Consider the following 16,626-nt stretch of genomic DNA (forward strand, 5'->3'; position numbering starts at 1 on the left):
GAGGGCCAACAATGTGGCCCTATAATCGTTAACGCAAAAGCAATTAAGCTTCGCGTGGAGCACGCCAGTCATCATTACCAGCAGTACCACATGTTTCGTGAGTTACTTCAATTGCACGGTAAGTGAACTTAAGAACTTCTTCAGTAACACGATCAGAAGTAGCAGCATCTTGGCAATGAGCCATACGAGTTTGCATATCAACCAATAGTGCATCAATTAGTTTGATTGTGTAGTAATGCTCTTGCTTACCAGAAGTAGAAGTGCGGTAGAAGTTGATGTTACATTCAGGCAGTTTCTCGCCAGATACTAAAGAGTTAAATAGTAGTGGAGAACAACGGTCTTGTTGTTTAGTTACAATAACTGGACGGTGAACACGTTGACCAGTAGGTTGACCACTTTGTGGATCACGTGGAACCGTTAATACATGATCAAGTTCTTGAACTAGGAACTCATCAATATGAGCTTCCTGCCATGTATTACCAACTGAATCTGCTGAGTATGCATCTTTAGTAATATCACCTTGAGTTTGGCCTTTAATTGACATATAAGCTGGAGTTGGCATTCTATTATCCTTTAATTATTTATAGTTAAGATTATTTGTTTTTACCAAATCGTTTATCACTACGATTGTAATTTACATATTGCAACTGCCATGCCAACTTTAATTTAATTAAAAATCAATAACTTAATAAAACCAAGTTATTTCAACTCAATTTTTAAAAACAATTTATTGTTTAATTCCACAATAAATTGGATGACGAGAAATAGTGTATCTTCATATACCAAGAATGATAGTTAATATAAAACCAAAATAAGAAAAAAGTCATAATGACATGCACTTTAGTTAATCTGACTACAATAAAAATCAAAACAACTAAAACTGTTAATTAATAACGATAATAATAAAGTCAAATACCTATATTTCATCTAAAACACAGTGCTATAAATAGCATTCTAAAAAAAAGATATTTTTATATTTAGTATACTCAGCACAATTTTTCACATTGGCTAAAGATAGATACTACTCATGATAAATATAAATCTCTCCTCTTTAATACAACGCCTACACCCTATTACTAAAGTTGCTTTAGAAGACGCTGCCGCGCTTGCTGTTTCTGAGCGCGCATCAGAAATCCAAATCGAACACTTTCTACTTAGCTTGTTAGAGCGCCCAAACAGCGACTTTGATCAACTGCTTTCTCATTTTGATTGTTCAGAAAATCTTTTACGACAAAGTATCAAATCAAGTCTAGAGAACAACCATCAAAATCATGGGGGTAAGCCCGTCTTTTCTGCAATGCTGATTGAATGGCTACAAGAGGCATGGCTTGTCTCTTCGCTTGATCTATCAGAAACCCAAATTCGCTCAGGCGCATTATTACTGACTCTTGTTAGCAACCCACTGCGATACGGTCAACACGGTTACTCTTCTTTATTAGAAAGCATTAACCCTGAAACCTTAAAACGAAACTTTGTTGAATTAACATCGCGTTCTATTGAATCTCAAGTGGCCACATCAGAACAAACCCATGCGCGTGAAGATGGCTCGGCACTAAGCAAATTTACGACCGACTTTACGGGTAAAGCACGCAAGGGTGAGATTGACCCTGTGTTTTGTCGTGATCAAGAAATCCGTCAAATTATTGATATTTTAGCCCGTCGCCGAAAGAACAATCCAATAGCCGTGGGTGAGCCCGGTGTAGGTAAAACAGCCGTAGTCGAAGGTCTTGCCCTTAAAATAGTACAAGGTGAAGTACCAGACTGTTTAAAAGGTGTTGAGCTTTACGGTTTAGACATGGGCTTGCTACAGGCAGGAGCGAGTGTAAAAGGTGAGTTTGAAAAACGCTTAAACGCCGTCCTTGATGAAGTTAAAAACTCGCCAACGCCAATTATTCTTTTTATTGATGAAGCACACACACTTGTTGGCGGTGGTAACCAAGCCGGTGGCAGTGACGCGGCAAACCTATTAAAGCCTGCGCTTGCTCGTGGTGAAGTAAAAACCATTGCAGCGACAACGTGGTCTGAGTACAAAAAATACTTTGAAAAAGACCCCGCCTTAGCTCGTCGATTCCAACTAGTTAAACTGGATGAGCCATCAACAGAACAAGCAGCACTGATTATTCGTGGCTTACGCACTGTTTATGAAAAATCACACAATGTGTACGTTCGTGACGATGCAATTACCGCAGCGGCAACCTTATCTGATCGTTATATTTCTGGGCGTCAACTGCCAGATAAAGCCATCGATGTGCTTGATACGGCCTGTGCCCGAGTCAATATCAGCTTAAACGCCATTCCTGCACCAATAGAAACACTGCAACAAGAAATTGCTGCATTAGAACGTGAATTAGAAGCCCTTGAACGTGATAAATTACAACAAACAGGTGATAAGCACGCTTTGGCCCTCATTCCAGAATTACAAGAAAGAATGGATCAAGCCCTAGAAGAACAGTCTGTTTTACAGCATCAATGGAAAAAAGAACAAGCGTTAATCCATGAAATGATTGAGTTACGCACCCACCTTCATGACCTAACATTAGGGTCAGGGACTCAATCAGAAAACGACGAAGAGACAGAAGAAGATGATAACGCGCCTAGCTGTCGTTCTTTTACTGAAGAAGAAACTCGTCAAGCGATTCACACATGTAACGAGCAATTAGACAATGTTCGAGGCTCGCATCCTCTTGTTCATTTTGAAGTTGGCCCAGATGAAATAAGCCAAGTGATTTCAGATTGGACAGGCATTCCGATGGGGAAAATGCTGCAAGATGAAGCGCAAACGACGCTTAACCTGCAATCTGCATTAACAGAAAGCATCAAGGGTCAACCTTTTGCTATTCAAGCGCTGACCGAAGGTCTACAAACAGCGAAAGCCGGATTAGTAAACCCAGATGCACCAACCGGTGTTTTCTTGTTGGTTGGTCCAAGTGGTGTCGGTAAAACAGAAACAGCTCGTGCCATTGCTGATCAAATGTTCGGTGGCGAACGTTTCATGACAACAATCAACATGTCTGAGTTCCAAGAAAAACACACGGTATCTCGCTTAATTGGTTCTCCTCCAGGTTATGTTGGCTACGGTGAAGGCGGCATGTTAACGGAAGCAGTACGTCAGCGTCCTTACTCTGTTGTTCTGTTAGATGAAGTAGAAAAAGCCGATCCAGAAGTGCTGAATTTGTTCTACCAAGTCTTTGATAAAGGGACATTAAATGATGGTGAAGGTCGTACTATCGACTTTAAAAACACATTAATCATTATGACCAGTAACTTGGCGACGCATGAGATTGAATCCCTTGTCCAGCAATCTAAAGACATTGATGCCAATATCGTTGCTGAAGCCATTCGTCCAACACTCAATAATCACTTCAAACCTGCGTTATTAGCACGTATGAACGTATTGCCATTCCTTCCTCTAAACGATGAAGCCATGACAGAAATTATTGTTCATAAACTAAATAAAGTGTCTGCACGCTTAAATAAACACCATAAGCTGACACTGAGTTATAACGATGAATTGGTCTCGTTCATTCTTGCTAATTGTCGCTTGGCGGAAACCGGGGCTCGTAATATTGATGCGGTGATCAACCGTCAACTATTGCCTCAACTTTCAACTCAGCTTTTAGCTCATGATAAAGATGAAGCACACACACAAATTGTCATTTCTATTGATGACCAAGGAACCTTAGGTTATGTCTTTAGCTAAGCCAGACAACCTAAATAATGCCCTACTTGCGATCAGCCAATCTCTGGCTGATCGCAGCCAATTAGCGTTAACACTTGACGCTATTTTGGCCGCAGCACGTCAACTTACCTTTGCTGACCATGGCATTATTTATGTATTAGACCAGACAGGACAAGCACTGATCCCCAGTGTTGTGCATCATAACGAACGTATATTGGCCGATCACCCTTGGTTACCACTCACATTAGACTCAACCAATGAGACCGACCCTTTTAACTATGCGATTCGTAATGGTGAAGTGGTACTGATTAACGATCTCTATCAATACAATGGCTATCACTGTGATGAAATTTATCAATCTGAGACCATTTTAACTCGTAAAAGCCAAAACTTATTAGCGTGGCCTTTAATTGATAACGAACAAAAAACAGTCGGTTTATTGGTTTTATTCAATTTAAATGCCATTGATGATGAGGCAAGTTTGACTGGTTTTTGTCAAATGGCAGCGACGAATATTCGCCAAGCCGTTTGGCTTGAAACCTATGGCTATATGATCAAAGAACTATCAAAAGACAATGCCAGCCTTGTTTTAGAGAACAACCAACTTAAGCAAAGAAAACAAAGCCAATACAACGGCCCAATCGCTGACAGTGAAGTCATGATCAATGCCTTAAATCGGTTAAACAAAGTATTAACCTTGCCAGTAGATGTACTCATTCGTGGTGAAACGGGCGTGGGTAAAGAAGTGATCGCTCAATATATTCATGATAATTCTGATCGCTCACAACAAGCATTAATCGTTCAAAACTGTGCTGCGATCCCTGAACAACTATTAGAATCCGAACTTTTTGGGCATAAAAAAGGCGCGTTTACAGGCGCAGATAAAGACAAAGTAGGACTCTTTGAAGCCGCCAACGGCGGAACCCTTTTCTTAGATGAAATTGGGGACATGCCTTTATTGCTACAAGCCAAATTGTTGCGTGTATTGCAAGAACGTAAATTTAGGCCTTTGGGCGGAAATAAAGAAATAACCGTGAATGTTCGCGTCTTAGCCGCCACTCACGCAAACCTAATGGATAAGATCAAAAAGAATGAGTTTAGAGCGGATTTATTCTATCGCTTAAATGTATTTCCAATCACTATCCCACCACTAAGAGAGCGACAAGCGGATGTGATTCCTCTTGCTGAACACTTTATTAAGCACATCAGCGAAAGCATGAATATAGAGCCTCCGGTGCTAAATAAACAAGTTAGAAAACAACTAATTGAGTACTCATACCCGGGTAACGTTAGAGAGTTAAAAAATATTGTTGAACGGTCTGTTTTCTTATCTGACTTTGAAACCATTTCATCGATTGAATTCGGTGATAACGAACAAATTCAAACAGAAGACGCTCCCACTCAAGTACGAGCAACGTCATCCCCAGAAGACGATCTCGATGGCATTAATTCACTTAAAAATATCGTCGGTAACTATGAAAAGAACATTCTGATTGAGTGTTTAAATACGTATAACTGGCAAACAAAACGTGTGGCTGAGTATCTTGCTCTTCCATTAAGTACCCTTAACCACAAAATGAAAAAACACAACATTTCATCCGAGCATACACACTAAATGAAACCATACCTCTTATTTATTCCAACAACATTATTTATTGCTGGCTGCTCTAATAACACACAAACCTTCGATCCACTGGCTCCGTATAAAAACGTACATATTATCGGCAGAAAGAATCAAAGCATTGGTTCATTTAATTATCTAACAAAAGACGCTGAAGGCTACATAGATAAAGAAGTGATCGTTTATTTTGATAAAATACCGTTCACCAAAACCTTTAATTTATGTGCCGATCAAGGGGTATACATTGCGAACTGCCAAAGTAAAATAATGGTATCCCCGACTCAAAATAATGGGGTTATTTTTAGCTACGATTTAAATTTCTATAATGGCAACTACCCTGCCAGAGTCGGCAGCATGAACATTTTATTACCGAGCACAACAGCAAGAAGAATGGATAATTTGACTCAATATACCTCTGCAGAGTTTAGTGAAGATCAATTCTTAACAACAGATAAATTAGAGGAAGCTACGTTTATTTCAATGAAGCCTTCTTAATATAAGTAATTAGCTTATTTTTCTGTAGACAATAAAAAACCGCCTGATGGCGGTTTTTTATTCTGAAATTAGCTTATACCTTGATCTGATGGCGCCGATCGAGTTTCAGCCTTATCTTCTATCCAATCTTTCAACCATTTTTTCTGCTTTTCTTTGTCTTTGTCTTCATCTAGCTTTTTCCATTTAGCTTGTGCTGATATGTCTAAGCTAGCTGATTTATCCCCCTCTTGAGTCCAAGGTAAATCACTGCCATAAAAACGCTCACTGTCTGGTAGTTCGATCGCTAATGGAGAACCTGAAACATATTTACTCTCTCCCTTATCAATACCTTCTTGGTATAATCCAAAAAGACGTAATTCAGAAGAATAAATTTCACCAGTGTCGTCATCTAGTATCGGTCCAAACGGTCTTAATCCTTTGACCTTTCTTCCTGTTGGAGACATATAATCCAAATCAAATTTCATGATATAGACTTTTCTCGTTCGTGTTCCTACATGCAGCATTGACTGTGGTTCACCTTTAACTCTTTCGAATACTTGAGAGGCAAAGTCGACAAAGGCTTGCTTATCTTCAGTCTGAACATCCAATTCAACATAAGTAGAGTCTATATTTTTATAGGTATTGCCTTTCGAATATTTCTCTATATTTTCAGGCTCATAATTAATATCCATAACATGATAAACAGAACTAAAGTAACTTGGTCCTTTTGCATTATCTTTAAACAGAGAAGTAGAGTGTTGCTCTTCAATACTTAACTTTAGTTGCATTGTGATCTTATCAAGATTGAAACCAATACTCTTGTAATCTTCACGGTTATCTTTATCTGCTAAGAAGGCCACATAAATCGAGGTTGGTTGCTCTTTACTCCAATCAAACTGTCGAGAATTTATTGGCTTTTGTTTATCAAACCATTCAAATTCATTTCCTATGTTTAATGCAGCAAGCGAAGTAATATTTCCTTCTATATAGGGCTTTTTACCTGTTCCTTTACTGGCTTCATTAGCCTTAACGAAACTCTCAACAAGTAAATCAGCTTCATTAATTACCGCACTTTGATTACCTAATCCATCAAAGAGATATAACGGTTTAGTTGATGTATCAACTCTTCCATAGGTATTGTTGTCATCAATGCCATAGTGAATATTGCTCATATCGTAAAGCACGCCACCAACGTCCAGTTTTTCTATCGAAACTTTATGCTGATTAAGCTTAAAGAAATACGACAGAGCTTTGTATTTACCATCTTGTTTCCACGTATCAAAATTTTCATACCAATACCCAGAAAACAGAGGTTTAAGACCGGGGACTTCATACTCACCGAACCAATAGGTTGGTTCAAATTCAACAGCGGTTAACGTTTGTTTTTCATCTTTATCCGCAGCGTAGTTATCGCCTAATTGTTGTGTGTAGTATGACGTCAATTCTTTATCTGATGACCCGCACACGGTTAAATCAGACACTTCTTTTGCTGATAACAAGACTTGATATTGAGGACCATCAACATCAAGCCAGCCACGATCACAACCATAACTTAATGTTGCTTTAAAGAATTTCTTCGCATCTTCTGACGCGTCTTTGGTTAATACAACTTGCAACTTAACACGAGTAAATGGTGTGATACGGTTTGTTTTACCTTCTTCTTTCCACTCTGAATAAGGTATCCATGATTTATCATCATCTCGATCGTTAAGCACCAATAAACGACTAAAACCAATATCGTCTGATTTTACATCTTGAGCGGTATTGTTAAACAACTTAGCAAAATCGACAAAACCATTCTCTTTGTCATCCATATACAAACTGGTTTGCACAGGGAACCCGGTATTAAACGTACCTTGAATTTTAGCTCGTTTAACTAAATGTTTCGTTGCTTCATCCAACGTTGCTTTCTTATTCTTATTGGCATATTCCACAAAGAAAGAACGTGCTTGTGATGCGCCAGTTTTATCATCTCTCACTCGGTTCAGCCAATTCTGAGCCATGGTGTTGTAAGACGACTGAGGCGCTTCCCAATTATCATTAAGAATATAAGTTTCTATGTAGTCTTGAACTCGATCGTTTATGAGTTCTTTTTTATAATCACTATTTGAGCTGCTCCCTAGTGATATTCTGGCAAACAATTCAATTAAACCATTTAACGCTAAAGCTCGAAGTAAGAAACGTTTTTGTAATTCTTCTGATGTTTTATTCGCCTTTAGAAACGCTTCTACCTCTTCTTTTTTTGTTAACTGCTGTTCGATTTTCACCTTAAATCCACGATACTGTTGCAATACTTCAATGTGAATTTTACCTAATTGGTTTAGCTCATTAACGTTCTGATATTTGGCTTTAAAATCCTTGTAAGCCCCTTCTGTTAGTATTGAATCTAAAAAGCTTAACCCACTGTCCGCAATACTAGCACCTTCTTTTATCAATAGAACCCCAGCCGCAACAGGAGCGATAGGGGTTAACATTGCTACTCCCATTAAAGAGTTGAATACTGCTGACACTTGCTCTTTTTGATTATTATCTTGCCCGACATCAATTGCCTGTTTTGCTTGACGAACTTTCTCTAAGTCAATCATACCCGTTCGGCTAGGAGGTAAAGCCAATGAGTACGTTGGAGGCAATAGACTGATTTCAACACGTCGATCTTCTGCTAACGCTGAATCGTCCCCAGTTTCACTCATAGCAACTTTGACGTTGGAGGCACTTATTGGTTGAGTGTTGCCATGTGACAAAGTAATAATACGCTCAGATAATGTTTTATCTTCTTTCGCTTTATCTAAAATCACCTGTTCAATTTGCTTCGCGCGATCCTCAGCAATCGTTTTATTCGCCTTATCACTGCCAATTAGCCCTGCGTGCCCATCGATTTGAATTCGATAGTCTGGGTGTATTTTGAGTAGCTCAGCAATTTTCTCACAAACTTTATCAATATCACTGCGTAATGTCGTACCTGTATTTGGTAACTCCGACGAATTAAATTTGAAGTTAATATGAATAATCGCACGAGTACCTTGCGTAATAATACGAGCTATTTGCTCCTTACCGTCATTATTCAAAATCTTAGTGGCATCTGAAAGCTGCTTAGCCCAGTCCGCCTCTGCTTTTACCATCACAATTTTTTGCAAATAATCAGTGGTTGCACCATCAAAGTCTTCTTGTGCTTCATCCGATTTTTTCTCTAGCTTTCCTTGTTTATCTACTAGCTGATAAAAATCATACATACTGCCAATACTGTCTACAATAGGTAAGCCTTTAGCCAATTTTGTATAGGCACTTCCCTCAAACCAACTTGCCGCAAGGTTTCGAGTACTAACGGATGCCCCGTGCTCTTGAAAGTTTTCTTTCATCTCTTTTAGCGCATTCTGCATAAACGTTTTATTAGCAAAACCTTTACGCACCGCTCTTTCTAAAGTTTGCGAGGCAGTTAAATTAAATCGTTGTACTCTTTCGGTGAGCTTAACTGCATCGGTAAACGCATCACGCGCTTCTTTAACCGATTGCAACCCAAATAAGAAACTAGCCCCAGCAGTAAGCGGCTCTGGTAAAACACCCTCAACGGTTAACTTACCCCAAATGTTTTTTGCCACACTAGTTGCAATTTGTTGGCTAGATAAATCACCAAATACACCAATGCCTTTTGTCGCAAAACCTTGGGCGTAAGATTGCGCGGTTTTTTGTACTGCGGATGCTACACCAAGCGTGGCTACACCAGTGCCTTTTAACGCCACTGTATTTCCTTGCTGTGTCATAAAATCAGAATAGCTAGGTAGTGCCGTTGGGTATTGATAAATTAAGCACTCTTCAAGAGAGATTAAATCACCGCATACCATCGCCAACTTACCAAAACCGCTTATCGGTTTAAAAGTGACTTTTTCATGCAGATCATAAGTATAGACGTCTTGTATCCTTCCACTCTCTGGATGCTTATCATTCGCTTTAAATTTTAATTGCCCTTGCTTTACTGAATCAGGAAAAATAGCGTCTATTCCTTCTTCTAATATTTCTTTTTGCTTATCTAAATAGTCTTTTACCCAAAAGCTTGTTCGCAGTAAAAAATAACCATCATCAATTAATGTAGGATCAAAATTAAACACTACGCTCGGTAGTGTAGCTTTAGCTTCATCTGTTTTTTCTTGGTTAGGGTTAGGCTTAGTGATAAAACTCGTAGCCAAAACATCCTCAGCTTCACCTGAATTGTCTTGTTTAGGTTTCACTTGAATAAGAGAAACCTCTGCCCCCACATACAAATCACTGCTGAACACCACCCCAAGCGAGTGAAAAACAGGAGTAATAATGCCTTGAATTTCTGTTACTTCACTCGCTATAATTTTGTTATACCAAGCCTTGTAGTCATTCTGCTCATCTGTCAGCGGTTTTTTATAGGGTTCAGCTAACTGGCTAACTTTGATTTTACTGATAGTAAATTCAATTAATTTAGAATATTTTTCTTCCGTTTTTAATTTATTGGAATAAATATCTTTTAGTGAATCGTTTAACGCTTTAACGCTGGTGTGTGTTTCAGCCAGTTGTCCAATCACATTTAATGGCGGAAACATTAATGAATATGGTTTATCTAAATTTAATTCACTAACCGTTAATGCCTGCTTATGACGTAAAAAGGTTTGTTTTTTTGCTATGGTTTCAGGGGCTGCATTCTCATCAAAATAACCCAGCTGACATAATAAACCGTCTTTATTCGTTCCCCATAATACTGGCTTTTCAGTATCATGAACCAAAACAGGCGTAAAAGGGATTGGGCGAACATTGCGTAAATCATTAGCCTCGGTTAAATCAGATGATTGGTGCCAAGTTCTAAACTCTTTTGTTCGTCCATTATCATGAAGGTCAAAATATGCACCTAAGAGGTAAACACCATGATCATAAGTCTTTAAAGCAGACATTACTTGCCCTCCTTGAACCATAAACCATTATTTGCTAATCCATTATAAAGGATCCCTTCTCCTGACATGGCACCATGTGAGAAAGCACTCCATGACCACACTTTATCCTCGATACGATCAACAATAGTGACATAAGTCATTTTACTAAGGGCACTATAATGAGCATCTTTGCCTAAAATTTGAGCAGGAACAAAACCATCAACCATTTGTTTTACGGTTCCTTTTTCTATATCAAAAAAGAAACCAAAAGAAGGGTTGGATCCCCAAGCGTAACGACCTTCTGGATCAATAGAACTTATATCCAATGAACGCTCATTCATTGACAGTGAACGATCGACACCAATCCAATTGATCTCTTCATTAGTATTCGCATCTTCAATCAAAACGCCAAAATCTAAAACAGTCGTTCGCTTTCCTCCAAAGTTAACTGCTGTGGTTCTTACATCGAAATCAATCTCACTAATTTCACCAGTCTCAGAATCCCAACGAGAATAACGATTACGATATCTCTCATGATACAAATAGCGGCTGTCCTCAGACCAAAGCATATCAAGTGGAGAGGTAGTCTTCTGTACAACTGTCACTTTACCTGTTTTTAAATCATACACACTTTTATGACCACCAGAGCCAGCCCAAGCGACGTAACGATTATTTGGCGAACGAGTTAAATTTCGCACCGCAGTTAAATCTATGGTTGCATCCGTCACCAAGCGTAAATCTGTTCCGTCGGTTTTCATGCTCCAAATTTTAAGTCCGCTCTCATATTCATCTTTTGAGCTTGAGTTCGCCCACGCAAATTGAAAACGCGGTAAATCGTATGAGCTGGCATCATTAAGATCTTCTTTTGGCCACTCTTTGGCTTTTTCAACAAAGTAACGTGGAAAGTCTTGATACATTACTTTTAATTCTTTTTTTCGCCCAAACGCCGCATGTTCACTGCTTTCCATGATGTAATAGTTATGCTCACCCACATAGGTGCGATCTGGGTGTTGCTCTGCTCTTAATTGAGCCGCTTCTGCTGCCACACTTTCAGGGTCATTGCACCCCAGTAAAGTGATGCTAAATAGTGCAAGTAATAGTATTTTTTTCATTGTTCTAGCCTATTAATTCTGAAATTTTAATTTTTGTTTTCAAAACGGATAATTCATATTCTTTCGTCCCTAAATCAGCACTGGCACCACGAATAATATCAACGTCTTCAACTTCTTTTGGCCAACCAGAAAAAGGAAGGTTTAAGAATCCTTCATCATCGGATTTTGCTTGTCTGAAATAAACTTTTTGTGACCATTCTTCCTTTTCATTTCTTAACATAAAGAAATCATCAGGTTGGTCTGTTGTGCTGCAAATTCGGTAACGTAGTGTGATTTGATTTTTTGGTGGCATCACAGTGATTGCAGCAATATTGCTATCATTCTGCTCGTTGATAATATGAGATCCAAATGAGGTATTTTTTGCCATAGGAAGTGCATAAACATACTCACCATCAAACGCTTGTTGCTGGCTATAAACCGACATTTCATCAATGGATACCGCGATATTGGCATAATTAGATTCTAGTGAGCTTATCTCTGTATCAGATAATGCCGCTTGGCTATAACTCACGTAACAATCAGTCTGTACCTCGCCTAAAATTTTATAAGGTAACCAGACATGAGGCATTGGATAACTCATTGCTTCACGCTCATTAGACGCTTGATTTTTTATTGGACTTTCATGCGTTTCAAGTAAAATCTCATCATGCTCAAAATCAACAAATTTTAGCTCGACCTCTTCTGCAACCAAATTAAATACCCTGCCTTGTTCGCAAATATCCAGTTCTCCAGAAAATACCTTTTGCCCTTGCTGATATAATTCAAACTTCTCAAAAGACACATTATCTTCAGGAAAAAAATCAGACGCATTGATATTTGCATGTCGCGTGGCCAATGGCTCTTTTCGTTCATGCTGAATATCAAGATCGCAAAAGTAACCAGTAGAATCAATCGTAATTTCTCGCCATACTTTGCCATTCCAAATAACATAAAAGAAACCGCTTCGGTGTAAAGCGTATTCTTCTCCTTGCTTCTTCATTGGCACCACTGGCACCAACACATTATCCCATTCATCCATCTCTGTTTTTTTCTCAACAGGTTGAATGTTTTCGGCAAGCAGTAATTTTAGTGGTTGTGGCGTGCCATTCATTGGAATGGTGAGGTAAAGGTTTCTTGGCTCTGGCTCTAAATCTTTAAAAATGGCAATACTGCGATGAGCAGCATGAATATCGGCTCTTGGTTTGGTGATTTTTTCTTTTTGTTCATCAGACTTAGCAAGCAACAAAGAAGCCGCATTATTTGGCCACTGCCCTGCAAACTCTACGACTATTTTATTCTCAGGCGTCGGTTCGACTGGCGTATATTGAAGACTGCGAGATAGCACGACATCATCAGTGACTGCTTGGAAATTTGCTTTCACATACTTTGTCGATTGAGTCTCACTCACTCGCGCCATGTGCTTGTTTAACTGCGGGTATTGAACGAGTTGAGTATCTGATAGCGGTTTAGTTCGCTTTGCTGTCGATATCGCTATCCATTCACCCCTTACTAGCTTTTGATTTAAGGCCGTAAGTAATGAATGCACATTTTTTGTCGAGGAAAGCGCTAAAGATTCCCTTAACGGGGATGGTAGGGACTTTACAATATTCTGTGAATTTTTCTCACGAGAAAGCAGCCTAACGACCTCGTCAGGAGTGAGAATATATTCTAGCTCTTGATGTGATAAAGAAAGGCTAGGAATAAGTTTGCAAGTAAAATGCATGTAGGTCTCCACAACCATAAACAAAGATTCAATATTGGTTGTAGTGATAGTTAAGCTGATAAGGCTTAGGTAGAACGATTTGGTTTATGGATTTTACTGTTCTTTATAAATTCATTCAATCGCTTACTGCAATTAAAATTTAATTTAAAATAATGAACACTCTAAGTGTGATATTTAGCACAAAAAAATATCACTTTTTAAAGGGCCAAAACTCACAAGTAATGGCCCTTCGTTAGTTAAATCTAACCCATACTTATAAAAATAATATCTCGCTCAGCATCTAATAAGATTGCATCTCGTTGTGCAGCATTAAAAATGATAAGACCCTATTAATTAGATATAAACTAAAAGCCAATATAAACCTTCATTTTACCAATACTGTTTTTCGTACCAAAATCTAGAGAGGGATCATCTAAAGATAATACACCACCTAAAGAACCCGTTAAATTAACAAGTAAGCTTCTCATTTTCGTATCTTGATTATATTTTGGCAACGAGTTAACTGTCTTGGTTATTTGTCCACTTTCAGAACGTCCCTTCCACCGCTCAACCATCGGATCTATCAATTTATTTAGACCGCCATCTTTAATATACCCCTCAAATAAACCAGCCATAATAGCCTCGCTACTATTCGTTATACCTAAAAGAAGTTCAGCTAACGCTGGATAAGCATGTTTTCTAGCTTCAATGGTGTCCTTGTCATTCTGTACTAAAACATCCTCAATTATTCTTGTTGTCACTTCAGTTAATGCCTCATTTAAGTTAGGTGAGGTATTCATTATCTGTGTCATACCTCCTTCAGCTGAAAGAAGGTGCATCACTTCATGGCGAGCAAGATGTTCCCCACCAGCAATATTTAAAGCAAAAATAGGTTTTCCGGGAATATTCTGTGAAGTAAAGCCTAAGGAATCGGTGGATTTGATGTATCTCTCAGCTGAGTCCTTTGTCTCGTAATTTGGAGAATCAGATAATCGATCATCCTCAAAAAAAGCATCCACAAGCTCTTCTTTATTCACGAATTTTAATATCTCATTGTCTTTCGAATATGAATAAAACTCATCAAATATTCCTGAGAATTGCATTAACTTTTCATTAAAGTCTTCGTTAAAATTAATTTCTCTAACTCTGCTACGATAATCTTCAATGGTTTGAGGTGCTCTAACGTTTTCATCTGATAATGTCACAGCCTCATCTAAAGCAAGTAAGGTCTGATTATTCATAACACCTTCTTTCTCTTTCATTTCATACTCAGTATGCACCTCGTGTGTTGGTACAAACTTACTTTGAAACTCCATCACGGCTTGTTCGGTTTTAGCGCCAAAATCACCGTCAGCACCGTGCTTACCTAAATCAAAATTAAGCGCAAGTAACGCCTTTTGAATTGCCTTAATGTCATTATTTTTCTTTTCGTCTTTATCGCCTTTCTTAATTGCTTCTTTCTTTTCTTGAGCTAGCGCTTCAAGTCCATCAGAACAAGACAATATAGTAGAGTGAAGCAGCACTGAGTTTACTTTAATTACAGGTGTATGTTTATTCAAAGCCGTATCATCTTGAACGAATACATGCGCAACATCTGAGAATTGTTTCTCTATCACACTCCACACATTCAGAAAGGAAAACACCCACTTATTACCGCTCACATCTTCTGGACTGAGAGCGTTTCGATAAACTTCCCCTGATCCTTCTTCGCTTTGCGTTGTTTTCTTAACTCGCAATTCATTACCTAATGCCAATGCTCCGCCTTTATATATCGGATTATCTGCATTTAAATCAAACAATTCTTTCGCGGCCACTCCATACTGTCCTGCAATTTCACTCCACTTTTCAGGTGCGCCGCTCTCTGGATTGATTTTACAGACATGAAGCTGGGTGTTCTCTTGCTCAGTGGGCGCGTCTTTTATAGTGATTACTTTGCCCGGCTCAATAATATCGGGGTTCTTAATCTGAGGATTCAAAGCAAGGATAGCCTCATACGTAATACCTTGTTTTTTAGCAATCAAATCAAGTGTCTCTCCAGATTGAACTGCATACGTCACTTTTCCATTATCTTCTTTCTCTCTCACGATAATGTCATCTGAACGAGCATTAACCGCTTCATCTGGATTTACCAGACACGCGTTCTCATCAAGCCATTGAGCGTTAATCTCACTTAATTTCTCTTGTGTCATTTTCTCTTTGGTATATAACAAGTGTTGACGAGAAATAACGGTATTTTCTATTTTCCAAGGCAGTAAAATAAAGGCGTATTCATGATCTGATAACAAATCAGAAGACAACGTTTTTCCTTTTGAATAAGTCACTTTAAAAGACGATTTATCCCCACCCGATAATTGGTATTCATTCGCTAATTCATCATCAATAAAGTGATAAAAAAATCCAACTTTAGGCCACGCTAAGCGATCATAGACTTGAATGGATGGCTTAATAGGTACAAAAAACTCAGCGTGAGTGCCAGTGCCTTTTTTAACTGGAGAAACATCATCAAAAGTGCTGCTGTGACCACTTGAAATAAAAAACTCACGAATAAGGCTCTTAGGCTCATTTACATTGACACTTGCGGTCAATAAGCTGAACCCCTTATCGGTTTGGGATTTTGTCCATAGTGATATACTCGCTTCTTCTTTAGTTTTTCCTAAAGAAAATGCACCAACTTGATAAGAATTGAGCTCTCCAACTGAACAGGCTATTTCAATCGAGTATTCAAACTCTGCTGTATCAATTGGTTTCTCTTTGGCTGACTCATTATGCGGGGTATCCGCTTTAGCTTCTTTAGCAAGATCTTCGTTCCACGGGTAATACGCTCGAACAAAAGTTTTATCATTTTCTTTCATTGCACACACTCAAGGTTATATTAATAACAAAATTAATATTTAACCTTACCAAACCTTAACTTTACCTATAGATTTAACTCCTAGGCAGAATAACGGAATCTACAGCCACTTTTACCAAAATGGTTATCGTGGGATATTCTCCTAAAGTTTAGCCTTGCCAAAAGCATTCACAATTAAATCAAACTAACGACCTACCATCAGCTATATCAATTAGTTGTAAAAGCTTCAGTAAGCAGGAAGAAAAGTACTAAGCTGGTCTGAGTCCAAAAAACCAAATTGAAGCTCCAAACGACAGATACGACAAAAAACGCTATTAAG

General features: G+C 38.5%; 8 protein-coding genes. 3 read left to right on the forward strand and 5 right to left on the reverse strand.

The genetic code is table 11. The annotated features are described in order from the left end of the window. Nucleotides 1-43 precede the first annotated feature (43 nt). Nucleotides 44-562 carry an Hcp family type VI secretion system effector gene (locus AACV33_RS06940; RefSeq protein WP_017020865.1) on the reverse strand — a complete coding sequence of 173 codons (519 nt, stop codon included), beginning with the start codon at nt 560-562 and terminating at the stop codon, nt 44-46. A 465-nt stretch (nt 563-1,027) separates the two neighbouring features. On the opposite strand from AACV33_RS06940, the gene tssH reads away from it, so the two are divergent. The 3 genes from tssH to AACV33_RS06955 are packed head-to-tail and all read left to right on the forward strand — an operon-like array spanning nt 1,028 to nt 5,795. Beyond that, a complete protein-coding gene (gene tssH / locus AACV33_RS06945) occupies nt 1,028-3,700 on the forward strand; it encodes a type VI secretion system ATPase TssH (RefSeq protein WP_017020866.1) in 2,673 nt (890 codons plus the stop codon). After that, entirely contained in the window at nt 3,687-5,294 is a 1,608-nt protein-coding gene (locus AACV33_RS06950; protein ID WP_017020867.1) for a sigma-54-dependent Fis family transcriptional regulator, read from the forward strand. Before tssH ends, AACV33_RS06950 begins: the two co-directional genes overlap by 14 nt. Then, entirely contained in the window at nt 5,295-5,795 is a 501-nt protein-coding gene (locus AACV33_RS06955) for a hypothetical protein (protein ID WP_182700006.1), read from the forward strand. It begins immediately after the preceding gene. Between the two features lie 68 nt (nt 5,796-5,863). Here the strand turns inward: AACV33_RS06955 and AACV33_RS06960 are convergent, their stop codons facing one another. The 4 genes from AACV33_RS06960 to AACV33_RS06975 form a co-directional block, all read right to left on the reverse strand. After that, nucleotides 5,864-10,684 carry an OmpA family protein gene (locus AACV33_RS06960; RefSeq protein ID WP_182700007.1) on the reverse strand — a complete coding sequence of 1,607 codons (4,821 nt, stop codon included), beginning with the start codon at nt 10,682-10,684 and terminating at the stop codon, nt 5,864-5,866. Then, nucleotides 10,684-11,775: a TolB family protein gene (locus AACV33_RS06965; RefSeq protein ID WP_105064020.1), complete on the reverse strand. Its 1,092-nt coding sequence runs from the start codon at nt 11,773-11,775 to the stop codon at nt 10,684-10,686. Before AACV33_RS06965 ends, AACV33_RS06960 begins: the two co-directional genes overlap by 1 nt. Nucleotides 11,776-11,779: 4 nt before the next feature. Then, nucleotides 11,780-13,477, reverse strand: coding sequence for a hypothetical protein (locus AACV33_RS06970; RefSeq protein ID WP_220488622.1), 1,698 nt, complete (start codon nt 13,475-13,477; stop codon nt 11,780-11,782). Nucleotides 13,478-13,821: 344 nt separating this feature from the next. Further along, complete coding sequence (locus AACV33_RS06975) at nt 13,822-16,308, reverse strand: LysM peptidoglycan-binding domain-containing protein (protein ID WP_182700008.1); 2,487 nt, start codon at nt 16,306-16,308, stop codon at nt 13,822-13,824. Between the last annotated feature and the right edge of the window lie 318 nt (nt 16,309-16,626).

This window comes from Aliivibrio sp. SR45-2 (assembly GCF_963890165.1).
Taxonomy (GTDB): domain Bacteria; phylum Pseudomonadota; class Gammaproteobacteria; order Enterobacterales; family Vibrionaceae; genus Aliivibrio; species Aliivibrio salmonicida.

Bases quoted from the DNA above. Each gene is read 5' to 3' on its own strand.
- AACV33_RS06955 (WP_182700006.1), top strand. From the start codon at position 5,295: ATGAAACCATACCTCTTATTTATTCCAACAACATTATTTATTGCTGGC.
- tssH (WP_017020866.1), top strand. From the start codon at position 1,028: ATGATAAATATAAATCTCTCCTCTTTAATACAACGCCTACACCCTATT.
- AACV33_RS06975 (WP_182700008.1), bottom strand. From the start codon at position 16,308: ATGAAAGAAAATGATAAAACTTTTGTTCGAGCGTATTACCCGTGGAAC.
- AACV33_RS06970 (WP_220488622.1), bottom strand. From the start codon at position 13,477: ATGCATTTTACTTGCAAACTTATTCCTAGCCTTTCTTTATCACATCAA.
- AACV33_RS06960 (WP_182700007.1), bottom strand. From the start codon at position 10,684: ATGTCTGCTTTAAAGACTTATGATCATGGTGTTTACCTCTTAGGTGCA.
- AACV33_RS06950 (WP_017020867.1), top strand. From the start codon at position 3,687: ATGTCTTTAGCTAAGCCAGACAACCTAAATAATGCCCTACTTGCGATC.
- AACV33_RS06940 (WP_017020865.1), bottom strand. From the start codon at position 562: ATGCCAACTCCAGCTTATATGTCAATTAAAGGCCAAACTCAAGGTGAT.
- AACV33_RS06965 (WP_105064020.1), bottom strand. From the start codon at position 11,775: ATGAAAAAAATACTATTACTTGCACTATTTAGCATCACTTTACTGGGG.